This window comes from Acidocella aluminiidurans (assembly GCF_055383125.1).
In genome coordinates this window covers 810,362-833,048 of the sequence record NZ_AP031589.1, presented here as the reverse complement: position 1 = coordinate 833,048, position 22,687 = coordinate 810,362, and the positions used below count along the sequence as shown (strand labels likewise).

25 protein-coding genes are annotated in these 22,687 nt (G+C 64.5%); 13 read left to right on the top strand and 12 right to left on the bottom strand.

The window, feature by feature from the left end; translation table 11 throughout:
• Window positions 1–74: 74 nt before the first annotated feature.
• Together hydA and ACZ46S_RS04300 are read right to left on the bottom strand one after the other, a co-directional pair.
• Window positions 75–1,538: a dihydropyrimidinase gene (gene hydA, locus ACZ46S_RS04305; RefSeq protein ID WP_464063504.1), complete on the bottom strand. Its 1,464-nt coding sequence runs from the start codon at window positions 1,536–1,538 to the stop codon at window positions 75–77.
• On the bottom strand, window positions 1,535–2,194 hold the full coding sequence (locus ACZ46S_RS04300; RefSeq protein WP_464063503.1) for a TetR family transcriptional regulator C-terminal domain-containing protein: 660 nt from the start codon (window positions 2,192–2,194) through the stop codon (window positions 1,535–1,537). The genes hydA and ACZ46S_RS04300 overlap by 4 nt, the downstream gene beginning before the upstream one ends.
• Before the next feature lie 113 nt (window positions 2,195–2,307).
• Between ACZ46S_RS04300 and ACZ46S_RS04295 the strand changes: the two genes are divergently transcribed.
• From ACZ46S_RS04295 to ACZ46S_RS04265, 7 genes are read left to right on the top strand one after another with little or no spacing between them, the layout of a single operon-like run.
• Window positions 2,308–3,687, top strand: a complete 1,380-nt coding sequence (locus tag ACZ46S_RS04295) for an NAD(P)-dependent oxidoreductase (protein ID WP_464063502.1) — start codon at window positions 2,308–2,310, stop codon at window positions 3,685–3,687.
• Window positions 3,680–4,951, top strand: a complete 1,272-nt coding sequence (preA, locus tag ACZ46S_RS04290; RefSeq protein ID WP_464063501.1) for an NAD-dependent dihydropyrimidine dehydrogenase subunit PreA — start codon at window positions 3,680–3,682, stop codon at window positions 4,949–4,951. The genes ACZ46S_RS04295 and preA overlap by 8 nt, the downstream gene beginning before the upstream one ends.
• The gene (locus ACZ46S_RS04285; protein ID WP_464063500.1) at window positions 4,948–6,204 is read left to right on the top strand and encodes a M20 family metallo-hydrolase; all 1,257 of its coding nucleotides are present in this window, start codon (window positions 4,948–4,950) and stop codon (window positions 6,202–6,204) included. The genes preA and ACZ46S_RS04285 overlap by 4 nt, the downstream gene beginning before the upstream one ends.
• The gene (locus ACZ46S_RS04280) at window positions 6,201–6,986 is read left to right on the top strand and encodes an ABC transporter ATP-binding protein (RefSeq protein ID WP_464063499.1); all 786 of its coding nucleotides are present in this window, start codon (window positions 6,201–6,203) and stop codon (window positions 6,984–6,986) included. Before ACZ46S_RS04285 ends, ACZ46S_RS04280 begins: the two co-directional genes overlap by 4 nt.
• Window positions 6,979–7,761, top strand: coding sequence for an ABC transporter permease (locus ACZ46S_RS04275; protein WP_464063498.1), 783 nt, complete (start codon window positions 6,979–6,981; stop codon window positions 7,759–7,761). Before ACZ46S_RS04280 ends, ACZ46S_RS04275 begins: the two co-directional genes overlap by 8 nt.
• Complete coding sequence (locus tag ACZ46S_RS04270) at window positions 7,758–8,600, top strand: ABC transporter permease (protein ID WP_464063497.1); 843 nt, start codon at window positions 7,758–7,760, stop codon at window positions 8,598–8,600. The genes ACZ46S_RS04275 and ACZ46S_RS04270 overlap by 4 nt, the downstream gene beginning before the upstream one ends.
• Window positions 8,601–8,628: 28 nt before the next feature.
• Entirely contained in the window at window positions 8,629–9,639 is a 1,011-nt protein-coding gene (locus ACZ46S_RS04265) for an ABC transporter substrate-binding protein (RefSeq protein WP_464063496.1), read from the top strand.
• On the opposite strand, the gene ACZ46S_RS04260 is transcribed toward ACZ46S_RS04265, so the two are convergent.
• Entirely contained in the window at window positions 9,640–10,269 is a 630-nt protein-coding gene (locus ACZ46S_RS04260; RefSeq protein WP_464063495.1) for a TetR/AcrR family transcriptional regulator, read from the bottom strand.
• An 80-nt stretch (window positions 10,270–10,349) separates the two neighbouring features.
• Here ACZ46S_RS04260 and ACZ46S_RS04255 point away from each other — a divergent pair, with 80 nt between their 5' ends.
• Entirely contained in the window at window positions 10,350–11,135 is a 786-nt protein-coding gene (locus ACZ46S_RS04255; RefSeq protein WP_464063494.1) for an enoyl-CoA hydratase/isomerase family protein, read from the top strand.
• Window positions 11,136–11,168: 33 nt separating this feature from the next.
• Window positions 11,169–11,945 carry an enoyl-CoA hydratase-related protein gene (locus tag ACZ46S_RS04250; protein ID WP_464063493.1) on the top strand — a complete coding sequence of 259 codons (777 nt, stop codon included), beginning with the start codon at window positions 11,169–11,171 and terminating at the stop codon, window positions 11,943–11,945.
• Window positions 11,946–12,087: 142 nt separating this feature from the next.
• Here the strand turns inward: ACZ46S_RS04250 and ACZ46S_RS04245 are convergent, their stop codons facing one another.
• Window positions 12,088–12,999: a GDP-mannose 4,6-dehydratase gene (locus ACZ46S_RS04245; protein ID WP_295739304.1), complete on the bottom strand. Its 912-nt coding sequence runs from the start codon at window positions 12,997–12,999 to the stop codon at window positions 12,088–12,090.
• Entirely contained in the window at window positions 12,996–13,973 is a 978-nt protein-coding gene (locus ACZ46S_RS04240; protein WP_464063492.1) for a GDP-mannose 4,6-dehydratase, read from the bottom strand. The genes ACZ46S_RS04245 and ACZ46S_RS04240 overlap by 4 nt, the downstream gene beginning before the upstream one ends.
• A 196-nt stretch (window positions 13,974–14,169) precedes the next feature.
• Here ACZ46S_RS04240 and ACZ46S_RS04235 point away from each other — a divergent pair, with 196 nt between their 5' ends.
• Both ACZ46S_RS04235 and ACZ46S_RS04230 read left to right on the top strand, forming a co-directional pair.
• Complete coding sequence (locus ACZ46S_RS04235) at window positions 14,170–14,568, top strand: baeRF12 domain-containing protein (RefSeq protein ID WP_464063491.1); 399 nt, start codon at window positions 14,170–14,172, stop codon at window positions 14,566–14,568.
• A gap of 89 nt (window positions 14,569–14,657) precedes the next feature.
• Window positions 14,658–15,230: a ferritin-like domain-containing protein gene (locus ACZ46S_RS04230; protein WP_464063490.1), complete on the top strand. Its 573-nt coding sequence runs from the start codon at window positions 14,658–14,660 to the stop codon at window positions 15,228–15,230.
• 46 nt (window positions 15,231–15,276) lie between these two features.
• Here ACZ46S_RS04230 and ACZ46S_RS04225 read toward each other — a convergent pair whose 3' ends face one another.
• Window positions 15,277–15,720, bottom strand: a complete 444-nt coding sequence (locus ACZ46S_RS04225; RefSeq protein WP_464063489.1) for a DNA polymerase III subunit chi — start codon at window positions 15,718–15,720, stop codon at window positions 15,277–15,279.
• Between the two features lies 1 nt (window position 15,721).
• On the bottom strand, window positions 15,722–16,726 hold the full coding sequence (locus tag ACZ46S_RS04220) for an Mrp/NBP35 family ATP-binding protein (protein ID WP_464063488.1): 1,005 nt from the start codon (window positions 16,724–16,726) through the stop codon (window positions 15,722–15,724).
• Window positions 16,727–16,790: 64 nt separating this feature from the next.
• Here ACZ46S_RS04220 and ACZ46S_RS04215 point away from each other — a divergent pair, with 64 nt between their 5' ends.
• Entirely contained in the window at window positions 16,791–18,254 is a 1,464-nt protein-coding gene (locus ACZ46S_RS04215) for a trypsin-like peptidase domain-containing protein (protein WP_464063487.1), read from the top strand.
• A 56-nt stretch (window positions 18,255–18,310) separates the two neighbouring features.
• Here ACZ46S_RS04215 and ACZ46S_RS04210 read toward each other — a convergent pair whose 3' ends face one another.
• Complete coding sequence (locus ACZ46S_RS04210) at window positions 18,311–18,601, bottom strand: 4a-hydroxytetrahydrobiopterin dehydratase (protein ID WP_464063486.1); 291 nt, start codon at window positions 18,599–18,601, stop codon at window positions 18,311–18,313.
• A gap of 177 nt (window positions 18,602–18,778) precedes the next feature.
• On the opposite strand from ACZ46S_RS04210, the gene ACZ46S_RS04205 reads away from it, so the two are divergent.
• Entirely contained in the window at window positions 18,779–19,159 is a 381-nt protein-coding gene (locus tag ACZ46S_RS04205; protein WP_464063485.1) for a YidB family protein, read from the top strand.
• A 98-nt stretch (window positions 19,160–19,257) separates the two neighbouring features.
• On the opposite strand, the gene ACZ46S_RS04200 is transcribed toward ACZ46S_RS04205, so the two are convergent.
• The 4 genes from ACZ46S_RS04200 to ACZ46S_RS04185 are packed head-to-tail and all read right to left on the bottom strand — an operon-like array spanning window position 19,258 to window position 22,671.
• On the bottom strand, window positions 19,258–19,803 hold the full coding sequence (locus ACZ46S_RS04200) for a 5-formyltetrahydrofolate cyclo-ligase (RefSeq protein WP_464063484.1): 546 nt from the start codon (window positions 19,801–19,803) through the stop codon (window positions 19,258–19,260).
• Window positions 19,803–20,909 carry a peptidoglycan -binding protein gene (locus tag ACZ46S_RS04195; protein WP_464063483.1) on the bottom strand — a complete coding sequence of 369 codons (1,107 nt, stop codon included), beginning with the start codon at window positions 20,907–20,909 and terminating at the stop codon, window positions 19,803–19,805. The genes ACZ46S_RS04200 and ACZ46S_RS04195 overlap by 1 nt, the downstream gene beginning before the upstream one ends.
• Complete coding sequence (locus ACZ46S_RS04190) at window positions 20,906–22,048, bottom strand: Mce/MlaD family protein (RefSeq protein ID WP_295739283.1); 1,143 nt, start codon at window positions 22,046–22,048, stop codon at window positions 20,906–20,908. The genes ACZ46S_RS04195 and ACZ46S_RS04190 overlap by 4 nt, the downstream gene beginning before the upstream one ends.
• On the bottom strand, window positions 22,045–22,671 hold the full coding sequence (locus tag ACZ46S_RS04185) for an OmpA family protein (protein WP_464063482.1): 627 nt from the start codon (window positions 22,669–22,671) through the stop codon (window positions 22,045–22,047). The genes ACZ46S_RS04190 and ACZ46S_RS04185 overlap by 4 nt, the downstream gene beginning before the upstream one ends.
• Window positions 22,672–22,687: the final 16 nt, after the last annotated feature.

The window sequence follows — 22,687 nt, the reverse complement described above, 5'->3', positions numbered from 1 at the left end:
TCAAAAAAGCGGCGAAAGACGTCTGGGCGGTGGCAAGGACGGTGCCATCGCCCCAGACGTTTGGGGGGGATTGCTCAAGGCGTCACCGCCACCGCCGGCGCCCGCGGAACGGCCTGCGGCGCGGCAAGCCGGTTGCGGATCTCCTGCGCCCGCAGCACCGGCATATAGCAAGGCCGCTCGATATAGCGCCCGGCCCCGCGCTCAGCCCGCAAATCCCCCTCGCTATACACCAGCTTCCCCGCCGCGATGGTGTGGCGCGCCAGCCCGGTCACCTGCATCCCCTCATACACATTCACATCCACCTGCTGATGCTGGGTCTTCGCCGAGATCACCCGGCTCGCCTTCGGGTCCCACACCACCAGATCCGCATCCGCCCCCACTGAAACCGCGCCCTTGCGCGGATAGATGTTGAAAATCTGCGCCGTATTGGTAGAGGTGACGCGCACGAATTCCTGCGGTGTGAGCCGCCCGCTGCCGACGCCGTGATGCCAGAGCACGCTCATCCGGTCCTCGATGCCGCCGGTACCGTTGGGAATCGCGGTGAAATTCTCCCGCCCCGCCGCCTTCTGCACGGCGCGAAAACAGCAATGATCCGTCGCCGTGGTCTGCAACTGCCCGGAGGCCAGGCCCGCCCATAGCGCCTTTTGATGATGTTTGGGCCGAAAAGGCGGGCTCATCACATGGGCGGCGGCAAAATCCCAGTCCGGGTTCTGATACACGCTCTCATCCACCACCAGATGCTGCGCCAGCACCTCGCCATAGACGCGCTGCCCCGCCGCCCGCGCCCTTGCGATCGCGTTCGTCGCCTCCGCCGTGGAGACATGTACGATATAAACCGGCACGCCGAGCACATTGGCGATCGCAATCGCCCGTTCCGCCGCTTCGCCCTCCACCGCCGGCGGGCGCGAGAGCGGATGCCCTTCCGGCCCGGTAACGCCCTGGGCCAGCAGGCTGCGCTGTAGGTGATACACCGCCTCGCCATTCTCCGCATGCACGGTGGGAATCGCCCCCAGTTCCAGCGCCCGGGAAAAACTGTTCAGCAGCACATGGTCATCCGCCATGATGGCGCCCTTATAGGCCATGAAATGCTTGAAGCTGTTCACCCCATGCGCGCGCGCCAGAATGCCCATCTCCTCGGCCACGCGCTCGGACCATGAGGTGATGGCGACGTGAAAGGCGTAATCCGAACAGGATTTCTCCGCCCAGCGCCGCGAGGTTTTGAAAACCTCCAGCGGCGAGTCATTTGGTCCCGGTATGGCGAAATCGATAATCATCGTGGTGCCGCCGGCTAGTCCGGCAGCGGTGCCGGAGTAGAAATCATCGGAGGCGGTGGTGCCCATGAAGGGCAGCTCCATATGGGTGTGCGGGTCGATCCCACCCGGAATCACGTAGGCTTCCCCGGCCTCGACAATCTCGGTGCCTACGGGGGCGTCCAGCTGCTCGCCGATGGCGATGATCTTGCCGTCCGCGCACAGCACGTCGGCGCGGTGCTGATGCTCGGCGGTGAGAACCGTGCCGCCGCGAATGAGTAGGCTCATGCTCTGTGCTCCTTGAGGGGAAAATCCAGCCCGCAACCGCGCAAGGTCAGGCGCAGGATCAGGTCTTCGGCAATGGCGAAATCCTCCTCCAGCAGCGCCGCGCGCCCGAGCACGGTGCGGATTTGGGTGTCGAAATCGGCGTAGGTCTGGGTCATCGCCCAGAGCAGGAAAAACAGATGCCGCGCATCCACACGCTCCATCAGGCCATTTTCCATCCATCCTTGCAGAACCTGGGTTTTTTGCGCCACCACCCGCCGCAGCTCCTCGCCCAGATAGGAATGCAGATGCACCGCGCCGTGCAGCACTTCGTTGGCGAACACCTTGGAGGCGTAGGGGCGCGTGCGCGAGTAGGCGAGCTTCGCCTTGATATAGGCCGCCAGCGCTTGCGCCGGGGCGGCCGTCGCGGTGATGCCCTCCGCCGCATCGAGCCAAAGCCGCATGATATTCTGCAATACCGCTTTATACAGCCCTTCCTTGGTACCGAAATGATAATGCAGATTGGCCGAAGGCAGCCCCGCCGCCGCCGCCAGCGCGGACATGGTGGCCCCGCCAAACCCGGCCTGGGCAAAGACCTGCTCGGCGGCGGCGAGAATACGCTGCTCCGCCTGTTCGCTGCGCGCTTGGCGCGATTTTGCGGGTTTATGCGTCAACTGCATAAAATTTATCCTGATTTTCGCGGAATATATTTCTGTTTCGCGATCTCGATAAACAACTTGACTGTTTAATCAGCTTTGGTCAAGCTGGATTTGCGATCCAATCGGGAGCTTTCATGAGCGCCACCGAAGACTCTGTTTATAATTTGGGCGGCGGCGATATTGCCGCGTCGCGCTTGCCTGTTGCGCGGCTGGCGGAATGTTTCGCCGATGCGCATCCGTTGCTGAGCCGCGACGAGGCCGCCATTGAAGCCGCACGCTGTTATTTCTGCTACGACGCGCCCTGCATTGCCGCATGCCCGACGCGCATCGACATTCCCGGCTTCATCCGCGCCATCACAACCGATAATCTCATTGGCGCGGGCAGCAAAATTCTCGAAGCGAACATTCTCGGCGGCGCCTGCGCCCGCGTCTGCCCGACCGAGATATTGTGCGAGGGCGCCTGTGTGCGCACCGCCCAGCAGCACAAACCTGTCGAGATCGGCGCGCTGCAGCGCGTCGCCACAGATGCCGCCATGGCCCGCGCGGAGGCGGCCGGCCTGCATCCTTTCACCCGCGCGCCGTCCACCGGCAAACGCGTCGCCATCCTTGGCGCAGGCCCGGCCGGCCTCGCCTGCGCGCATGAGCTGGCCAAAGCCGGGCATGATGTCAGCATCTTTGATGCCAAGCCAAAACCCGGCGGGCTCAATGAATACGGTATCGCCGCCTACAAGATGGCGGACGATTTCGCGGCCCGCGAAGTCGCTTTCATCATCTCCATCGGCGGTATCGAGATCATTCCCAACCAGGCGCTGGGGCGCGAGCTTGATCTCGGCACGCTGCGCCGTGATTATGACGCGGTGTTTCTCGCCATCGGTCAGTCCGGGGTGAAGGCGCTCGCCATTCCCGGCGAGGCGCTGCACGGCGTGATGGATGCCGTACGCTTCATCGAAAGCCTGCGCCAATCCAGCGACAAATCGGACGTGCCGGTCGGCCGCCATGTCGTGGTGATCGGCGGCGGCAACACCGCCATCGACGCCGCCGTGCAGGCCAAGAGGCTGGGGGCGGAGCAGGTGAGCCTGGTCTATCGTCGCGGCCGCGAGGACATGTCGGCCACCTCCGTCGAGCAGGATTGGGCCCTGGTAAATGGCGTGGATTTCCGCCACTGGGCCGCCCCCGTGGCGCTGGAAGGGCAGGGGGCGGTGCAACGCATCCGCTTTGCCCGCACCAAGCTGGAAGATGGCAGGCTGGTCCTGGGTGAGGAAGGCTACATCTTGCGCGCCGACATGGTTCTGAAAGCCGTCGGCCAGAGCCTGGAGATTTGGGAAGACGAAGCGCTCCCCGCCATCCGCGCCGGGCGCATCGTGGTGAATGAAGATCTGCAAACCTCGCTGCCCGGCGTTTTCGCAGGCGGGGATTGCATTCCCGGCCAGGACCTCACCGTGCAGGCGGTGGCCGATGGCAAGCGCGCCGCGCAAAGCATCAACGTCTACATGAAAGGCGAACTTAATGGCTGATCTGCGCATCGATTTCGCCGGCATCAAGGCGCCCAACCCGTTCTGGCTCGCCTCCGCCCCGCCGACAGACAAAGCCTACAATGTCGAACGCGCCTTCAAGGCCGGCTGGGGCGGGGTGGTGTGGAAAACGCTGGGCGAGGATCCGCCGGTGGTGAATGTCAGTTCCCGCTATGGCGCCATTGGCTATAACGGCCAGCGCCTGATGGGTATGAATAATATCGAGCTGATCACGGATCGTCCTCTGCAGCTCAATCTCGATGAAATTCGCGCGGTGAAATGCAACTGGCCAGACCGCGCCGTGGTGGTCAGCCTGATGGTGCCGTGTGAGGAGGAAAGCTGGAAGCGCATCCTGCCGTTGGTGGAAGCTACAGGCGCTGACGGTATCGAACTGAATTTCGGCTGCCCGCACGGGATGAGCGAGCGCGGCATGGGGGCGGCCGTCGGCCAGGTGCCGGATTATGTCGAGATGGTCACGCGCTGGTGCAAACAATATAGCCGCATGCCGGTGATCGTGAAACTCACGCCCAACATCACCGATATTCTCAAACCCGCCGAAGCCGCCAGGCGTGGCGGCGCGGATGCCGTCAGCCTGATCAACACCATCACCTCCATCACCGGGGTCGATCTCGATAATATGGTGCCCGAGCCGACCGTCGATGGCCTCGGCACCCATGGCGGCTATTGCGGCCCGGCGGTCAAGCCGATCGCGCTGCGTATGGTCGGCGAAATCGCACGCTCTCTCCCGGGCCTGCCCATTTCCGGCATTGGCGGCATCTCAAGCTGGCGCGACGCGGCGGAGTTCCTGGCCCTGGGGGCGGGCAGTGTGCAGGTTTGCACCGCCGCCATGCATTACGGGTTTCGTATCGTTGAAGACATGATCGGCGGTCTCTCCAACTGGATGGATGAGAAGGGCTATGCGCGCATCGAAGATGTCACCGGGCGCGCGGTGAAGAATTTCGTGCATTGGAACGACCTGAATCTGGCCTGGAAAACCATCGCCAGTATCAACGCGCACGTCTGTATCGGCTGCGGGCTGTGCCATATCGCTTGCGAGGATACGGCTCATCAGGCAATCAAGCTGCAAGAGACTGGCGAGAAGAGGTTTTACGAGGTGATCGATGATGAATGTGTCGGCTGTAATCTTTGTTCGCATGTCTGCCCGGTGAGCGGCTGCATCACTATGGTGCCGCAGAAGGCTACCACGCATCTCACCTGGAAGCAGCATCCGAACAACCCGATGCGCGTGGTGGAGCCAGCCCGATGAGTACCAACCTACGCGTGGATGCCGCCCGTCTCTGGGAGACCATCATCGAGACCGCGAAAATCGGTGGCACCGAAAAAGGTGGCGTCAAACGTCTGACGCTGACGGATCTGGACGCCCAGGTCCGCCACTGGCTGATCGATAAATGCACCGCCGCGGGCTGCGTGGTTTCCTATGACGATATGGGCAACATCTTCGCCCGCCGGCCGGGTAAGGATAACAGCCTGCCGCCGATTGCCATCGGCAGCCATCTCGACACCCAGCCTACCGGCGGTAAGTTCGACGGCATTATTGGCGTGCTCGCCGGGTTGGAAGTGCTGCGCAGCCTGAACGATGCCGGCATCGAGACCAACGCCCCGATCGAGCTGATCGACTGGACCAATGAGGAAGGCGCGCGCTTCGCTCCTGCGATGCTGTCCTCCGGCGTCTTTGCAGGCGTGTTCTCCAAGGACTATGCCTATGAACGCGAGGACCGTGAGGGCCTACGCTTCGGCGATGAGCTCAAGCGCATCGGCTTCGCCGGCGAGGAAGCCTGCGGCGCCCATAAGTTGGCCGCGCATTTCGAGCTGCATATCGAACAGGGGCCGATCCTGGAAGATGAAGGTAAATCCATCGGCATCGTCACCGGCGTGCAGGGGATGCGCTGGTACGGCGTGACGGTGACGGGCATGGATTGCCATGCCGGCACCACGCCGATGCGCATGCGCCAGGATGCGCTGGTAGCCGCAGCTAAGATGATCCAGGTGGTCCAGGCCATTGCCCTGGCGCACGGGCCGGACGCGGTCTCCACCGTCGGTCTCATCGAGGCGCGGCCGAATTCCCGCAATGTCATTCCAGGTGAAGTGTTCTTCAGCATCGATTTCCGCCATCCCAACGATGAGGTCGTGGCGAAAATGGAAAAAGAGGTGAAGGACGCATTCGAGAAAATCCTGCTCGGCACTGGCATCAGCTTCATCTGCGAATGCATCTGGGATTCCCCCGCCGTGCATTTCGATGCTGATTGCATCGCCGCCGTCGAGCGCGCCAGCGCCGATCTCGGCCTCTCCGCGCGCCGCATCGTCTCCGGTGCCGGGCATGATTCCGCCTACATCGCCAAGGTCGCGCCGACGACGATGATTTTCGTGCCGTGTGAGAAAGGCATCAGCCATAACGAGGCGGAGAAGGCTGAGCCTGAACATGTCGCCGCCGGTGCGGATGTGCTGTTGCAGGCCGTGCTGGCGACGGATGCCCGTCTGGCGCAGAAACAGCCTGCATGAACCAAGAGGGTTCGATGAAGCTCCCGGCGGTCTCTGCGCGGGATCTGCGCGTTGAGTTCAAAGGCACGGTCGCACTTGAGAGGATCAGCCTGGACATCGCGCCCGGTGATTTCGTCTCCTTCATCGGCCCCTCCGGCTGCGGCAAGACCACGCTGCTGCGCGCCATCGCCGATCTCGTACAGCCGACCAGCGGCGAATTGAAGGTGAATGGCGTCAGCGCCGCCGAGGCCAGGCGCGCGCGCGCCTACGGCTACGTGTTTCAGGCGCCAGCGCTCTATGCCTGGCGCAACATTGAACGCAACGTGATGCTGCCGCTGGAAATCATGGGCCTGCCAAAGCGCGAGAGGCAGGAACGCGCCGCGCGCTATCTTGATCTGGTCGGGCTATCCGCCTTCGCGAAAAAATTTCCCTGGCAGCTCTCCGGCGGCATGCAGCAGCGCGCCTCCATCGCCCGCGCGCTCTCTTTTGAGCCCTCCTTGCTGCTGATGGACGAACCCTTCGGCGCGCTGGACGAAATCACCCGCGACGGCCTCAACCTGCATCTCCAGGACCTCTGGCGCACGACCGGCCTGACCTGCGGCTTTGTCACCCATTCCATCGACGAGGCGGTGTTCCTCTCCACCCGCATCGTCGTAATGTCGCCGCGCCCGGGCCGGATCGTTGAAATCATCGAGAGCGAACTTCCGCGCACCCGTGATCTCGCCTTGCGCGACAGTGCGGCCTTCGCCGATGTCGCGCATCGCGTGCGTGCGGCGCTGCGGGCGGGTCATTCTTATGATTAGATCCGTGCTGCCGGTCACCGTCGTCACGCTCGCCGCCTTTATCCTCTGGTACGCGGCCTCGGCTTTGGTAGGCACAACTCTCCTGCCGCGTCCGGACCAGGTGATCGGCGCGCTTGGCGACAGCGTCTTTGACTGGCCGCTTTCCTCGCCGCGTAACCTGCTTTTCCATGCTTTCATCACGGCGGAGGAGGCGTTGCTGGGCCTTGCCGTGGCGCTTGTGATCGGCGGCGTCATCGCCACGCTGATCGTGCATGTGAAAGCGCTGGATCGCTCCTTGATGCCTTGGGTCATCGCCAGCCAGACTGTGCCGGTGCTCGCCATCGCGCCGATGGTGGTGGTGGTGCTCGGCAATCTCGGCCTCTCCGGTCTGGTCCCGAAAGTCGCCATCGCCGCCTACCTGGCGTTCTTTCCCATCGTCGTCGGGCTGGTGAAAGGCATGCGCGCCCCGGAGACAATCCAGTTCGAGCTGCTGCAAACCTACTCGGCGCGCGAATCCGAGATCTTCTCCAAGCTGCGCCTGCCGGCCTCCGTGGCCTTCCTGTTTCCCGCCTTGCGCGTCTCCGCGGCGCTGGCGGTGATGGGTGCCATTGTCGCTGAATTGCCGACCGGCGCGCAGGCCGGGCTCGGTTCGCGCCTGCTCGCCGGCAGTTATTACGGGCAGACCCTGATGGTCTGGTCCGCGCTGCTGGCGGCGTCCTTGCTCTCGGCCCTCATCCTCGGAATCCTCTCGCTTCTGGAAGCGGGCCTACGCTGGCAGCGCGGGGGTAGGTTGTGAAATATCTGCTGCTTTCCATCATCTTCACCATCATCGCGTTCTTCTCCATGGCCGCCAGTGTGCGCCGGGAGAGCTTCGCCGCCCGCCTTGCCACCCCTGCCATCTTCGGTCTCTGGCTGCTCTGGCTCTGGCAGGCGCTGGTGAAGGGGTTCGCCGTTCCCGCGATTCTGCTGCCCGCCCCCAGCGCCATCTTTCTCGCCCTGTGCGCAAATGCCGGCATGCTGGCGGCGGATTTCGTGCAGACCGTGCTGCGCTCCGTGCTGCCCGGCTATATCATCGGCTGCGCCGTCGGCTTCCTGCTGGCCCTGGCCATCGATCGTTCGGATTTTCTCAAGCGCGGCCTGATGCCGTTGGGAAACCTCGTCTCCGCGATGCCGATCATCGGCATCGCGCCGATCGCGGTGATGTGGTTTGGCTTTGGCTGGCAATCCAAAGCCGCCGTGGTGGCAGCGATGACGATTTTTCCCATGCTGGTCAACACCACGGCGGGGTTGAATGAAGCCAGTGTTCTGGAGCGGGAGTTGCTGCTGAGCTACGCCGCCTCTTACCCGGTCACGCTGCTCAAGCTGCGCCTCCCCGCCGCCCTGCCGCATATCTTCGCGGCGCTGAAGCTCAACTCCACCCTGGCGCTGATCGGCGCGGTGGTGGCGGAGTTTTTCGGCTCGCCGATCCTTGGTCTCGGCTTTCGCATTTCCACTGAAGCCGCCAGCCTCAATCTGGACATCGTCTGGGCCGCCATTCTCATCGTCGCGCTCACCGGCTCGCTCTCTTTCGCCGCCCTGGCGCTGCTGGAGCGGGCGGTGACCTTCTGGCATCCATCCTACCGCAACCCGAACTGAAAAAACCCTAAAGGAGAGGCTGAAGATCATGAAGAAGACCCTGGCCTGGATGTTGGCGCTGGCCCCGTCGCTCGGTTTCGCATCCGCCGCCTCGGCCGCGGATCATCTGACATTGCAGCTGAAATGGGTGACGCAAGCCCAGTTCGCCGGCTATTACGTCGCCCAGGCCAAGGGGTTTTACAAGGATGCCGGGCTGGAGGTGACCATCAAGCCCGGCGGCCCGGACATCAACCCCTCCCAGGTCATCGCCGCCGGCGGTGCCGATGTGATCGTGGATTGGATGCCGGACGCGCTGGCCGCGCGCGAGAAAGGCGTGCCGCTCGTCAACATCGCCCAAATTTTCCAGAAATCCGGCCTGGAACTCACCTGCCGCAAGGATAGCGGTGTCACCTCGCCGAAGGATTTTAAAGGCAAAACCTTGGGCGTTTGGTTTGCCGGCAACCAATATCCCTTCCTCGCCTGGATGGGTAAGCTCGGCTACACCACCTCCGGCGCCAACCCGGATGTGAAGGTGCTCAAGCAGGGATTCAACGTGCAGCCGCTGCTGCAGAAGCAGGCTGCTTGCATTTCCACGATGAACTATAATGAATATTGGCAGCTGATCGAAGCCGGGATGAAGCCGGATCAGCTCGTCGTCTTCAAATATCAGAATGAAGGCGTGGCGATGCTCGAAGACGGGCTCTACACCACCGATGCCGAGCTGGCCAATCCGCAGAAAGCCGCCGACCTCGCGAAATTCGTGAAAGCCACGATGCAGGGCTGGGATTATGCCGCTTCGCACCAGGCCGAGGCGGTGAAGATCGTGATGGATAACGACACCGCCGGGGTGCTGGATGCGGCGCATCAGACCAGGATGATGGGCTCCGTCGCCACGCTGCTCACTGACGGCAAGGACAAGGACGGCTATCTCGACCCCGCCGCCTATCAGCGCACGGTCAGCGTGCTGATGGCGGACAAGACCGACCCGGTGATCACCAAACAGCCGGAAGGCGCCTACACGCATAAAATCTACGACGCCGCCTACGGCATCAAGGAGTAACTATCCTCTCGGCTCAATCCCGCGAAGCAAGATATCCACCAGCTTCGCGGCGAGTTGCTCCGGCGGCAGATCGCCTTCGGCCTCCTGCCAGCGCGCCGTCCAGTTTAGCGCGCCGGCCAGGCCAAAGGCGGTCAGCTTCACATCGCTGATCCGCGCCGAGCCATCATCTGCCGCCGCTTGCAGAAACCGCCGCAGCGCCTCGTCGATTTCGCGTTTCAGCGCGCGGAACTGCGCGCGGCTTTCCGGCGCCAGCACCTCGTCCCCGGTGCGGATCACGCAGCGCCCGAAATCATCCATGATCACCTGCGCATAGATGCACAGGAACAATTTCAGCCGCTCAAGCCCATTGCCTTGCAGCGCTTCGGCCTGCTGCACCGCCTCGCGCAGCCGGCCGATGCCAAGCCGCAGACATTCGAACAGCACCTGCTCCTTCGCCCCCAGATAATGATAGATCAGCGGCTTGGAGATGCCGAGGCTGGCGGCGACATCGTCGAGCGAGGTGGTGTGGTAGCCGCGCTCATTGAACATCCGCACCGCCGCCCGCAGCACAGCATCGCGCTTGGCCGCGCGCTCCTGCTCGCGCTCGCGCGCATTGCGGAAAGGGGGGATCGCGGGCGCACTCTTATCCATCACATCCAGGCTTCATCTTGACGCGGACAATGAAGCATGGAACCTACGCGTTAGTAAATAATATACCAAGAGGTTTGTTCATGAACCCGCCGCCGCTGCTCTTTACCCGCGAAAGCGGGCTGGCCCGCATCACCCTCAACCGCCCAGACGCGGCCAATACGCTGAACCCCGAGATGTCCCGCGCTCTGTTCGACGCCGCCATCGAGTGCGATGAGGATGCCGCCATCCGCGCCGTGCTGCTCACCGGCAATGGTCCGCTCTTCTGCGGCGGCGGCGATATTCACGGCTTCGCCGCGGCGGGGGCGCGGGTCTCGCATCTGGCCAAGGAGATGACGACCATCCTGCATGGCGCCGTCTCCCGCCTGGCGCGCATGGGCAAGCCGCTGGTTGTGGCGGTGAACGGCCCGGCGGCGGGGGCGGGGCTGTCGCTCGCCATGCTGGGGGATATCGTTATCGCGGCGCCCACCGCGCATTTCACAGTCGCCTATACCGCCATCGGGCTGACGCCGGATCTGGGGGCGAGCTGGTTGCTGCCGCGCCTGGTCGGGCTGCGCCGGGCCCAGGAGCTGGCGCTCACGAACCGGCGCGTGGGCGCCCAGGAAGCCGCCGCCATCGGGCTGATCACCCGCGTCGCCGATGATCCGCAGGCCGAGGCGCTGACGGTGGCGCAGAGGCTGGCCCAGGGGCCGGGTGCGGCGCTGGCCGGCACCAGGGCGCTGCTGGCGCGCAGCCTTGCCACCGGGCTGGAGGAGCAGATGGAATGGGAAGCCCGCGCCATCGCCACCGCTTTGCGCGGCCAGGAAGGGCAGGAGGGCATTGCAGCCTTTCTGGCCAAGCGGGCGCCGGATTTTTCACAACCATGCTAGGCTCACGCTACCACAAGGAAGGACGTCAAAATCATGGCCTATGAGACGCTGATCGTCGAACAGCATGGCGCGGTGACGCTGGTCACCCTCAACCGCCCGAAGGCGCTGAATGCGCTCAACGCCCAGCTGCTGGCGGATCTCGAAGCCGCCTTCGCGGCGTTCGAGGCGGATGCAGGGCAGGGCTGCCTCGTCCTCACCGGCTCCGAGAAGGCCTTTGCCGCCGGGGCGGATATCAAGGAGATGCAGGCCCAGGGCTTCGCCGACATGTACGGGCCGGACAAATTCGCCGGCTATGACCGCATGCTGCGCGCCACCACCAAGCCCTGGATCGCCGCCGTCTCTGGCTATGCGCTGGGCGGGGGCTGCGAGCTGGCGATGATGGCGGATTATATCCTCGCCGCCGATACCGCGAAATTCGGCCAGCCGGAGATCACGCTCGGCACCGCGCCGGGCATGGGTGGCTCGCAGCGCCTTACCCGCGCCGTCGGCAAGGCCAAGGCGATGCAGATGTGCCTCACCGGCCGGATGATGGGGGCCGAGGAAGCCGAGCGCGCCGGGCTGGTGGCCGAGATCGTCCCGGCGGCGAAGCTGATCGAAACCGCGCTGGCCCAGGCCGCGACCATCGCCGGGCTCGGCCCGCTGGCGGTGAAGGCGAACAAGGAGCTGGTCAATGCCGCGTTCGAGACCAGCCTGTCGGAAGGGGTGCGCTTTGAGAGGCGCATGTTCTTCGGCCTGGCGTCGAGCCAGGACAAGCAGGAAGGCATGGCGGCGTTCATCGAAAAGCGCAAGGCGAGCTGGACGGGTAAGTAAAACCTCCCCTGTAAAAAACGCAAAAGTTTTTTGCGCCGCTTTTTTACAAAAAAGCGGCAAAAACCTTGGAGTTTTTGCAAAGGCGCCGCCAAGCCCGAAGTTTTTATCTCGACGCTGGCGCGTCAACCTCAACATATATTGCTTAGCCAGCTTCCTTCGCCGCCTCCGCGCGCCAATAAGCCAGCGTCGCGGCGAGGGTTTCGCGCATGGCGCGCTGCGGCGCCCAGTTCAGCCGCGCTTTGGCCCGGCTGGCATCGATCAGCGTATAGCGGATCTCGCCCTGGCGCTGGCGCGCCGCATCCGGCTGCACGGAGATTTCCACGCGCGCCATGCTCAGCAGCATCTCCAGCAGCGTGCCGATGCGCTGCGGCTTGCCGCTGGCGATGTTCAGCACCTCCTTGGGCGCGAAGTCCGGCAAGGCGCAGGCTGCCGTGTAGGCCGTGCAGATATCGTGAACATCCAGGAAATCCCGCCAGCTATCGAGATTTCCCGTCTTCAGCACCGGCGGCTGCAGCCGCGCCTCGATCCGCGCGATCTGCCGGGCGAAGGCCGGCACCACGAAATCCGGCAGCTGCCCGGGCCCGGTATGGTTGCCGACGCGCAGGCGCAGCAGCTTCAGCCCCGGCAGGGCGGCCAGCGCCTCTTCGGCATTGGCCTTGCTCAGCGCGTAGGGCCCTACCGGCTCGGGCACCGTCGCCTCCGTCACCGCCTCGCCAGCGATGCAGGCGCGGCCATAGACTTCCGTGCTGGAGACGAAGATGAAGCGGCAGGCGGGCGCATGCGCCAGAACTGCCTCGGCGAGATTGAGGCTCCCCAGCACATTCACCGCGAAGGTACGCTCCGGGTGGGCGGCGGCATGGCGGAGCGAGGAAATGCCCGCCAGATGCAGCAAAATATCCGGCTGCGCCGTTGCGATCAGCGCCTCGATGGCCTTCTGGTCGGTAATGTCGAGCGAGGGGGCGAGCAATTCCAGATGCGGCGCGTCCTGGCGCAGATGCGCCAGCAGATGCCGTCCGGCGAAACCGCTGGCGCCAGTGATCAGCAGCCTGGTCATGCGGCGCGCGACAGGCGGTGCAGATCGGCCTCCACCATCTCAGCCGCCAGCGCCTCCAGCCCGACCTGCGGCGCCCAGCCCAGCGCCTGATGCGCCTTGGCCGCGTCGCCGCACAGGCAATCCACCTCCGCCGGTCGGAAAAAAGCCGGATTCACCCGTACATGATCCCGGTAATCCAGCCCGGCATGGCGAAAAGCGATCTCGCAGAACGATCGGATGCTCACGCTGCGTCCGGTTGCAATGACATAATCTCCCGGACTTTCCTGCTGCATCATCAGCCACATCGCTTTCACATAATCGCGGGCATGTCCCCAGTCCCGTGTCGCTTCAAGATTGCCTAGCTCAAGCCCTTGATTCAAGCCCAGCTTGATCCCTGCCACGGCATTTGTAATCTTTCGGGTAACGAATTCCATGCCACGCAAAGGGCTCTCATGGTTGAATAAAATGCCGGAAGAGGCGTGCAGCCCGAAGCTTTCGCGATAATTCACGGTGATCCAGTGCCCGGCCAGCTTCGCCACCGCGTAGGGGCTGCGCGGATAGAACGGCGTGGTTTCGCTCTGCAGCGGCGCCTGCGCCTTGCCGAACATCTCCGAGGACGAGGCCTGATAAAACCGCACCGGCAGGTTGGATAGCCGGACCGCCTCCAGCAGGTTGAACACCCCCATGCCGGTCACCTCACCGGTGAGAATCGGCTGCTGCCATGAGAGCGCGACAAAGCTCTGCGCGCCGAGATTATAAACCTCATCGGGACGCACCCGGGTCAGCACCCGCAGCAAGCTGGAGAGGTCGGTCAGATCCCCGTCCAGAATCTCCACCTCGTCCGCGATGCCCAGCCAACGCAACCGCGCACGCGCCTGGTCAGGGTTTGAACAGCGCCGCGCCATGCCGGCGACATGATAGCCCTTCTCCAGCAGCAGCTGCGCCAGATAGGCGCCGTCCTGCCCGGAGATGCCGGTGATCAGGGCGGTTTTCATCGGCGGTCGGCAAGCGAGCAGGGTGGGAGCATGTCGAGCCTCTTCATCTTCTGGCGGTCATGGGCCTGTAGGTATGATGCAACCATAGGTTAGCGGCTTTATCAATCGTTCCGCTTTCGGATTTTTTTGACCGGGATCAAGGACGCGGCGATTGGGGCGACGCTATTGCTGGTTTAACGCAATAAGGGGAGTGGCCATGCCTACTCATTTGAACACGCTGATCGTCCTGGCCGACGCTGAACATGCGCGGTTCGTGCGGCCCGAACCGGAGGATAACAGCCTGTATTCGAGCGCGCGCGCCGCGCCGCGGGGCGGCGCGCCCGGCGCGCGTGACGACGCCCATGCCCGCGCCCGCGAAATATTGCCGATCTGGGTGGCGACCGAGCTGAACCAGCAGGTGGCGCTTTATGACCAGCTTTATATCGCGGCACCGGCGCACACGCTGAACAGGATCCGCCTGCATCTCGGCAAGGCCGCGCAAGCCAAGTTGCGGGAGGTTTTGGATAAGGATCTGACCTGGCTGCAGGATCACGAGCTCTGGCCGCATCTGCGCCAATGGCTGTGCCCGGTCTATGGCGCGCGGCTGCCGACATGAACAGGTTTCAAGCCACCCGTCACATTGCGCTGGTTTCATCCGGCCAGGGTCAGGGCCAAGTGGATGTCCGATAGTTTCGGAGATCAATCATGGCCAAGACCCAAGAGAGCGGCAATTATTTCCTGCGCGACATGAACGTGCTACGCGCCCAGGCGCAGCAATCCATCGCGGATGGCGCGGTGACGCCGGATTACAAAAACCCCACGCGCGCCATCGAACTTCTGCAGGGCGCGCTGGCGACGGAAATCGTCTGTGTGCTGCGCTACACGATGAACTCGATCTCCGTTTCCGGCATTACCTCCAAGAGCGTCGGCGAGGAATTCGCGGAGCATGCGGCGGAGGAGCGTGAGCATATGGAGCGCATCGCCGAGCGGATCGACCAGCTCGGCGGCACGCCGAATTTCAATCCCGAGGGCCTGGCCTCGCGCTCGGCCACGGAATATGGCCATGCCGAGACGTTGACCGAGATGGTGAAGGGCAATCTCGTCGCCGAACGCGTGGCGATCGAGCATTATCGTGATCTGATCAAATATTTCAGCGAGGCGGGCGATCCGTCCACCCGTTCGATGCTGGAAGAGATACTGGCGGATGAGGAAGACCACGCCACCGACATGCTTGATCTGCTGGAAGACGGCGATGTCCGGCCCGTCGTGAAGGAGTAAGCCCCAAAGTTTTGGGTGTGGGAGCTTTCCAAAAAGCTCCCACGACTTACCCGGCTTTCACCCAGCCACTATCTTCCTGTTTCCAGTAGGCCAGCGCATGCCCCGCCGCCTTTTCCGCCTTCCAGCGGGCACGCGCGGCCAGCACCTGTGCCTCGTCATTGCCATCGAACAGATCGAACGCCCGGACAAACCCCTCCACCGGCGCTTCCACCCCGCCGACGCGAAACAGAAACCGCGCCCCGGCGGGGTTTTGCATGTTCGTGGTCAGGAAAATCGGCTGCAGCTCCGGGTAGGGTGACTGCGCGGTGCCATGCGGCAGCCAGTCAGGGTTCTGCGCCTGCCAGAGCGCATCATCCAGCGCCGCCATCATCGTCTCATCCGGACAGGCCACCAGCGCCTTCTCGCCCGCCGCCAGCGTGCGCCCGAGCAGCGCCGGCAGCGCCTGGGCCAACCCCGTGCGGGTGAGGTGATAGAAGCCGATCTCGGCCAAGTTACAGCCCCAGCGCCTTGCTCACGCTGGCCGCCAGCTGCCGGAACGCCCCGGCCACCTTGCCGTTCTCATCCGAGGCCACCACCGGCTTGCCCTCGTCGCCCGCCTCGCGCACCGCGATCTCCAACGGAATCTCGCCAAGGAACGGCACGCCGATCCGCTCCGCCTCGCGCTCCGCCCCGCCATGGCCGAAAATCTCCGCCCGATGCCCGCAGGACGGGCAGCAGAAGAAGGACATATTCTCCACCACGCCCAGCACCTTGATGCCGACCTGCTCGAACATCTGCACGCCGCGCCGCGCATCCAGCAGCGCCAGATCCTGCGGGGTGGAGACGATCACCGCGCCCGAGGGCTTGGCCTTCTGCGCCAAAGTCAGCTGTGCATCGCCGGTGCCGGGCGGCATGTCGACCACCAGAATATCCAAAGCGCCCCACTCCACCTGGCCCAGCATCTGGTTCAGCGCGCCCATCACCATCGGGCCGCGCCAGATCATCGCCTTGTCCTCGGGCACCAGATAGCCGATCGACATCGACTTCACCCCCCAGGCTTGCAGCGTCTGGATCCGCCCGTCGCGCACCGGCGGCTTGGTCGCCAGCCCCAGCATTTTCGGCAAGGAGGGGCCGTAAATATCAGCATCCAGCAGCCCCACCTTCAGCCCGCGCTGGGCCAGCGAAACCGCCAGATTGACCGCGACGGTGGATTTGCCGACCCCGCCTTTGCCCGAGGCCACGGCCACCACATGCTTCACCTCCGGCAGCACAGGCGGCTCGGCGGCGGGAGCCGGGGCCGGGGCCGCATGCGCGGTGAGCACCACGGTCGCGGATTTCACCCCCTTCAGCCCTTTCAGCCTGGCCTCGATCTCGCGGCGCAGCCCTTCCAGCCCCGCCGCTTCCTCGCGGGCGGCACGCAGGCTCACCTGCACCAGCCCGTCCTGAACATGCACACCGTCGATGCGGTTCTCGATTTTGAAGGGCGCGAGGGCCGCGCGAATCTCTGCTTCGGTCATGCCCTAGAGATAGTCGCTGTCGCCCCTCTTGCGAAGATCGCCCGCCGCCGCCACTCTTGGCGGCATGAAGTTTCTGGCGCGTCCGCTCCCTGCCTTGTTTCTGCTCGCCGGCATGGCCGCGCATGCCGCCCCGCCCAGCCTGGCGCCGACCGACACCCAGGCCCTGCCGCCGCCGCTGGCGGATCTGGCTGCCAAGGTCGGCCCTGCCGTGGTCTCCATCGCCTCGATGGCGCCGGTCTCCGCCACGCCGCCCGCCGCGGGCGATAATGGCGATAATGGCGATAATAACGACGATGGCAGCGATGGCGGCGACGGCAATACCGGCTTCCACCCCGCCGCCGACACCAAGAACGCCGCCGATGGCGGGGTGGTGCCGCCGCCGAAAACCATCGAATCGCTGGGCTCGGGCTTCGTCTTCGACCCCGCCGGCTATATTCTCACCAATCATCACGTGGTGAATGGTGCCAGCAACGTCACCGTCACCTTCCCGGACGGCACGGTCTATCCCGCCATCATCGCCGGCGTGGATAAGGATGCCGATCTCGCGGTGCTGAAAATCAATGCCGGGCATCCGCTGCCCTATGTGCCGTTCGGCAATTCCGCGCAGATGCGGGTGGGGGATTGGGTGCTGGCCATCGGCAACCCGTTCGGCATGCCCAATTCCAACACTGCCGGCATCATCAGCGCCCTGCACCGGCAGATCGGCGACACCAAGTTCGACGATTTCATCCAGACCGACGCCGCCATCAACAAGGGCAATTCCGGCGGGCCGCTGTTCAATCTGCAGGGTCAGGTGATCGGGGTGAATTCCGCGATCTATTCACCCTCCGGCACCTCGGATGGCATCGGCTTCTCCATCCCCTCGGCGATGGCCGAGCCGGTGGCCGAGGCACTGGCCCATGACGGCAAGATGCAGCGCGGCTGGCTGGGCGTGGCTGTGGAGGATCTGACTCCGCAGATCCAGACGGCGCTGAAACTCTCCTCCACCAAGGGCGTGCTGGTCGGCGCGGTGGACCCGCATTCCCCCGCCGCCGGCAAGCTGCGGCCCGGCGACGTGATCACCGCCATCAGCGCCGCCGCGATCGACGATCCCCAGGCGCTGACCATCCGCATCGCCGAGTTCCAGACCGGGCAGAGTGTGAGCGTGGATTATGTGCGCGACGGCAAGCCGGGCCAGGCCAGCCTGGTGATCCAGGCGCCGCCACCCAAGCAGGATGAGAGCATCGCCCAGGCCGACGCGAAACCGCCCGCCCCGGTGGAGCTGCCGCAATATGGGCTGGGGCTGGCCGGCCCGCCGGCGGCAATGGGCGTCTCCGTGCTCTCCGCCAAGGGGCCGGCGGAAAAAGCCGGGATCGTCGCGGGCGATGTCATCGAGCAGGTCAACGGCGTCGTCGTCGCCAGTGCGGCGGATCTGCGCAAACAGGTGCAGGGTCTGGGCCAGATGCCGGCCATATTCATGGTCACCGGCGCGGATGGCAGCGGCGGGGATCCTGGCCCGCGCTGGATTCCGGTGAAACCCGGCAAATAAAGTCACAAAAGTTTTCGAGGAGGGGGGCAAAAACGCCCCCCATCTCTTTCACGCTGTTACTGCGGCAACCAGACGAAATCGCTGATCGCCCTCGCCAGCTCGATATCCTTCTGCGTCACCCCGCCCGCATCATGGCTGCTCAGGCTGATCGTCACCTTGTTATAGCTGTTCGACCAATCCGGGTGATGATCCGCCTTTTCCGCCAGCAACGCCACATGCGTCATGAACGAGAAGGCCTCGGCGAAGCTCTTGAATGTGAAGGCCTGGGTGATGGATTTGCCATCCTGCGCCAGCGCCCATTTCGCAGGCAGTCTGTTCAGCGCCTCCTGACCGAGCAATTTGGACATTTCGGGCTCCTTTTCGGTTGCTATCCCCTGAAGCTGGGCGCGCGCCCTCCTGGCCGCAAGCGGAAAAACCTTTGCAATCTCTCATGAATATGGCGGTTCGGTGAATCCGTTGCGCATGCGGGATGCTTTTTTCCGGCACCCGGGCTAGGCTGGGGCCCTGTTCAAAAGGAGCCCGCCATGTCGCTGTTCGGAAACCTCTCCGGCCTATTCACCGAGTTTCAATCCCTGCAGAGCAACCAGATCGCCGGCCCGCTGATGAATGAACTCTCCCAGCACGGGATCGACGGCGTTGACGGTCTGGTCGACCGCTTCGCCCAGACCGGCTTTGGCGCGCATGTCGCCTCCTGGGTCGGCGATGGGCAAAATTTGCCGCTGGACCAGGACAGCATCCAACGCGTGCTGGGTCAGCCGGTGCTGCAGGGTCTGGCGGATAAATATGGCATCGACACCAGCCAGGTCAGCGCCATGCTCGCCCAGCATTTGCCGGGCATTATCGACCATCTGACCCCCGGCGGGCAGACCCCGAACGGGCAGACGCCCGCAGATGTTCAGGGGTAAACAGTTTTTGGCGAAAAACGTCGACGCAGTGGCGCCGGCATTGCCAAAACCCCAGTCGTTTTTGCCGCTTTTTTGAAAAAAAGCGGCACCAAAAACTTTTAAAAATGCCTGAGTCCGGCCTCGGTCGCGACGGCATGCAGCGGCAAATCCGTCGCCTCCACCGGCAGCATCGAGACCTCCTGCATCGCATAGGCGCAGCCGAGCCGGAATGCTCCCGGCAATGCCGCCAAGGTCCGGTCATAATAGCCGCCGCCATAGCCCAGCCGGTGTCCCCGGGCATTGAAGCCCAGCAGCGGGATCAGCAGAAAATCCGGCACAATCTCGGCCGCGTCAGGGTAGGAGGTGCGAAACCGCCCCGGCAGCATCTTCGCCCCCGGCGTCCAGGCGCGAAACACCAAGGGCTGACCCAAAGCCAGCGTTTCCGGCAGCGCCAGCGCCTGGCCGCGCGCCGTCAGCGCGTGCAGCAATGGCAGGATATCGACCTCGCCGCGCATCGGCATGAAGCCGCCGACCACCGCATCCGGCGGGATGATCCCGCTCGCCAGCACATGCGCGCAAAGCGCTGCCCCCAGTGCTGGGTCCTGCGCCGCGCGCAGCCCCAAAAGCTCCGCCCGCAACGCCGCCTTGCGCGCCGCCAGTTCCATCAGGGCGTGGTCAGCCGGAATTCGATCCGCCGGTTCTGCGCGTAATCCGCCGGCGTGTTGCCGGTGGCGATCGGGTTGTTGGCGCCCATGCCCGAGGTCACCAGCCGGTTCGCCGGCACCCCGTCCGCGATCAGCAGATCCAGCACCGCCAGCGCCCGCGCCGCCGAGAGGTCAAAGTTGGATTTATACGGCCCGCCTTTGATCGGCTGCGCATCCGCATAGCCATCCACCGAGAGCACCCAGTTCACATTATCCGGGATCTTCGTGGCGATCTTCTTCACCGCATTCGCCACCTGCGCGATCTCCGCCTTGCCGGCCGGGGTGATTGTCGCCTCATCCACCGGAAACAGCACGTCGCTCTCGAACACGAAGCGGTCGCCGACCACCTTGATGTTCTTCTCGCCCTGCAAACTCTGGCTCAGCGTCTTGAAGAACACGCTCTGATATTGCTGCAGCTCCTCCACCTTGCGGGCCAGCGCCTCGTTCAGCTGCTTGCCGAGATCGGTGATCTGCACCTTGTCCTTGGTATCCGCCGCCTGGGCCGCGTCCAGCGCCTGCTGCAGCGCCGCAAGTTGGGCGCGCAGCGCCGCCATCTGCTGGTTCAGCAGCGCGATCTGCGCCTCATCCTGCTTGTTCAGCTTCTGCGCATCCGCGAGCTTGGCGGCGGTATCGCTGCCGCCCTGCAGGCTGGCCAGCCGCCCGCTCGCCGCCGCCAGCTGCGCCTGCGCGTCCGAGAGCTGCGCCTGCAACGCCCCCTCAGCGCTTTGCAGCCCGGAAATCGTGCTCTTATCCTGGGTCGCCTGCTGGCTCAGCGCCGCGTTGGCGCTCTGTGCCGCCGCCAGCTGCGCATTCAGCGCCGCCAGCTCTTGGGCGAGCGTGGTGTCCTTCGCCGTCTCCATCGACAGGCTCTGCGTCAGCTCGGCGATCTGTTCCTTCAGCCGGCTGATCGTATTGTCCGAGCCGGTCAGCGCGGAGGAGAGAAACGCCTCCGCCAGCACGAATACCAGCAGCACGAAGATGGTGACCATGAGCAGGGTGGAGAGCGCATCCACATAGCCCGGCCAGGCCTCCAGCCCGTTATTGCCGCCGCCGCGCCGCCGGCTCATCCGCGTGGCTCATCCAGCCGGTTGGCCAGAGTGCGGGTCAGCAGCCGCAGATCGGCGCGCAATTCGCTCAGGCTCTGCGCCCGGCCCTGATCGGTCTCGGTGATGAAGCGGTTGAGCAGCAGCTCGATATTGCGCAGATGCGCGCGCAGCGGATCGGTGGCGCTCTCCCGCCCCTCCGCCATCTTGGTCAGGATCGGGGTGAGGCTGAGCTGGTTGCGCGCCAGCTTCTCCATCAGCTGCTGCTGCACCCGCAGCGTCTCGTCCAGATCCCCCATGCGCTCGCCCAGGGCCCGCAGCGCCTGGTTGCCCTGCTCGCGGCTTTCCTCGCCGCGCGCCAGCACGCGCTGCAGCTGGTCCATATTCTCCGCCGTCTGCTCCAGCAGCGCCTGCACATAGCCCGGCACGCTGCCCTCGCCATCACCGGAAAGAATGCCCGTGCCCAGCCTGGTCAGGGAGGCCAGCCACTCCTCCAGCTCATTGAAAAACCGGTTCTGCGCCTGGCCCGCGGTGAGGTCCAGAAACCCCAGGATCAGCGCGCCCGAAAGGCCGAACATCGAGGCCGAGAAGGCCGTGCCCATCCCCGCCAGCGGCTTCGCCAGCCCGGCCTTCAGCTGCGCGAACATCGCGTTCACGTCGCCGCCAGTGGTCAGATTCATGCCGTTGATCACCTCGGCCACCGAGGAGACCGTATGCAGCAGCCCCCAGAAGGTGCCGAGCAGGCCAAGAAAGATCATCACCCCGGTGATGTAGCGCGACAATTCCCGGGATTCGTCGAGCCGGGTTGAAATCCCGTCCAGGATCGTGCGCATCGACTGGCCGGAGAGGGTCAGCCGCCGCTCGCCATCCGCGCGCCCCTGCAGCATCCGCGCCATCGGCGCCAGCAACGTCGGTGCCGGCGCCTCCACCAGGCTCTGCCGGTTGCGCCGGAACGCCTCCACCCAGGCCGCCTCCGGATAAAGCCGCTGCACCTGGCGGATATTCCAGAACACGCCGAATATCTCGACCAGCAGGATCACCGAATTGATCACCGGATTGGCGGTGAAAAACCGCGCCAGCACCGGCGAGAGTGCCGCCGCCCCGCCATAGACGATGATGCAGAACAAAATCATCCGGATCAGATAATTGGTCGGTCTGGTCATGGCTTCGCCCCCGCGCCGATCTCGGCCTGATTGCTGTCCCCGCTCTTCGCCGGGCCCGCCGCGCGCGGGATCACATTCGCCGCACTCACCCCGCAAGCGGTCAACGCATCACGAATGGCAAAGGCCCGCGCCAGCGAAAGCCGCATCGCGCCCGAGGCATCGTTCGGATCGCGCGGCGCATGCGCGATCACCGGCACCGGCGTGCCGGCGGCACAGAATGGCTTCAGCACCGCCTGCGCATTCGCAGGCAAGGCCGCGCTGCCGGGCGCGAAATCGAGGGTCGCCAGACTGGGAATCGCCGGCTTCGGCGGGGCAGGGGGTACAGCGGGCTTGGCCACCACCGGCTGCGGCGCCGGCATTCCCGGTTTGGGCGCCGGGGCCGGCTTGGCCACCGCCGGCACCGGCTTCACCGCCGCATGTGTTTCCGCCAGATGCTTTTCGATATGCCGCTTATAGACCTTATGCGGCCGCGCCACCGCCGTCCTGGCCGCCGGGGCCACCACCGGCGCGGGCGCCGGCAGACCCTGCAATTGCCGCAGAGCCGCTTGATTCACCGTGACCTGCGCGTGCGCGCAGGCCGGAGCAACGAGGAGGAGGCCGCACAGCCAGACTGAAATCTTCACGTCTGGCAAACTAGCC

What these genes read in the sequence shown, in the direction of transcription:
- hydA (WP_464063504.1), bottom strand. Translation starts at nt 1,538, where the DNA reads ATGAGCCTACTCATTCGCGGCGGCACGGTTCTCACCGCCGAGCATCAG.
- ACZ46S_RS04280 (WP_464063499.1), top strand. Translation starts at nt 6,201, where the DNA reads ATGAACCAAGAGGGTTCGATGAAGCTCCCGGCGGTCTCTGCGCGGGAT.
- ACZ46S_RS04210 (WP_464063486.1), bottom strand. Translation starts at nt 18,601, where the DNA reads ATGTCCAAATTGCTCGGTCAGGAGGCGCTGAACAGACTGCCTGCGAAA.
- ACZ46S_RS04230 (WP_464063490.1), top strand. Translation starts at nt 14,658, where the DNA reads ATGGCCAAGACCCAAGAGAGCGGCAATTATTTCCTGCGCGACATGAAC.
- ACZ46S_RS04265 (WP_464063496.1), top strand. Translation starts at nt 8,629, where the DNA reads ATGAAGAAGACCCTGGCCTGGATGTTGGCGCTGGCCCCGTCGCTCGGT.
- preA (WP_464063501.1), top strand. Translation starts at nt 3,680, where the DNA reads ATGGCTGATCTGCGCATCGATTTCGCCGGCATCAAGGCGCCCAACCCG.
- ACZ46S_RS04235 (WP_464063491.1), top strand. Translation starts at nt 14,170, where the DNA reads ATGCCTACTCATTTGAACACGCTGATCGTCCTGGCCGACGCTGAACAT.
- ACZ46S_RS04190 (WP_295739283.1), bottom strand. Translation starts at nt 22,048, where the DNA reads ATGACCAGACCGACCAATTATCTGATCCGGATGATTTTGTTCTGCATC.
- ACZ46S_RS04285 (WP_464063500.1), top strand. Translation starts at nt 4,948, where the DNA reads ATGAGTACCAACCTACGCGTGGATGCCGCCCGTCTCTGGGAGACCATC.
- ACZ46S_RS04300 (WP_464063503.1), bottom strand. Translation starts at nt 2,194, where the DNA reads ATGCAGTTGACGCATAAACCCGCAAAATCGCGCCAAGCGCGCAGCGAA.
- ACZ46S_RS04215 (WP_464063487.1), top strand. Translation starts at nt 16,791, where the DNA reads ATGAAGTTTCTGGCGCGTCCGCTCCCTGCCTTGTTTCTGCTCGCCGGC.
- ACZ46S_RS04205 (WP_464063485.1), top strand. Translation starts at nt 18,779, where the DNA reads ATGTCGCTGTTCGGAAACCTCTCCGGCCTATTCACCGAGTTTCAATCC.
- ACZ46S_RS04255 (WP_464063494.1), top strand. Translation starts at nt 10,350, where the DNA reads ATGAACCCGCCGCCGCTGCTCTTTACCCGCGAAAGCGGGCTGGCCCGC.
- ACZ46S_RS04220 (WP_464063488.1), bottom strand. Translation starts at nt 16,726, where the DNA reads ATGACCGAAGCAGAGATTCGCGCGGCCCTCGCGCCCTTCAAAATCGAG.
- ACZ46S_RS04260 (WP_464063495.1), bottom strand. Translation starts at nt 10,269, where the DNA reads ATGGATAAGAGTGCGCCCGCGATCCCCCCTTTCCGCAATGCGCGCGAG.
- ACZ46S_RS04250 (WP_464063493.1), top strand. Translation starts at nt 11,169, where the DNA reads ATGGCCTATGAGACGCTGATCGTCGAACAGCATGGCGCGGTGACGCTG.
- ACZ46S_RS04195 (WP_464063483.1), bottom strand. Translation starts at nt 20,909, where the DNA reads ATGAGCCGGCGGCGCGGCGGCGGCAATAACGGGCTGGAGGCCTGGCCG.
- ACZ46S_RS04275 (WP_464063498.1), top strand. Translation starts at nt 6,979, where the DNA reads ATGATTAGATCCGTGCTGCCGGTCACCGTCGTCACGCTCGCCGCCTTT.
- ACZ46S_RS04200 (WP_464063484.1), bottom strand. Translation starts at nt 19,803, where the DNA reads ATGGAACTGGCGGCGCGCAAGGCGGCGTTGCGGGCGGAGCTTTTGGGG.
- ACZ46S_RS04240 (WP_464063492.1), bottom strand. Translation starts at nt 13,973, where the DNA reads ATGAAAACCGCCCTGATCACCGGCATCTCCGGGCAGGACGGCGCCTAT.
- ACZ46S_RS04295 (WP_464063502.1), top strand. Translation starts at nt 2,308, where the DNA reads ATGAGCGCCACCGAAGACTCTGTTTATAATTTGGGCGGCGGCGATATT.
- ACZ46S_RS04245 (WP_295739304.1), bottom strand. Translation starts at nt 12,999, where the DNA reads ATGACCAGGCTGCTGATCACTGGCGCCAGCGGTTTCGCCGGACGGCAT.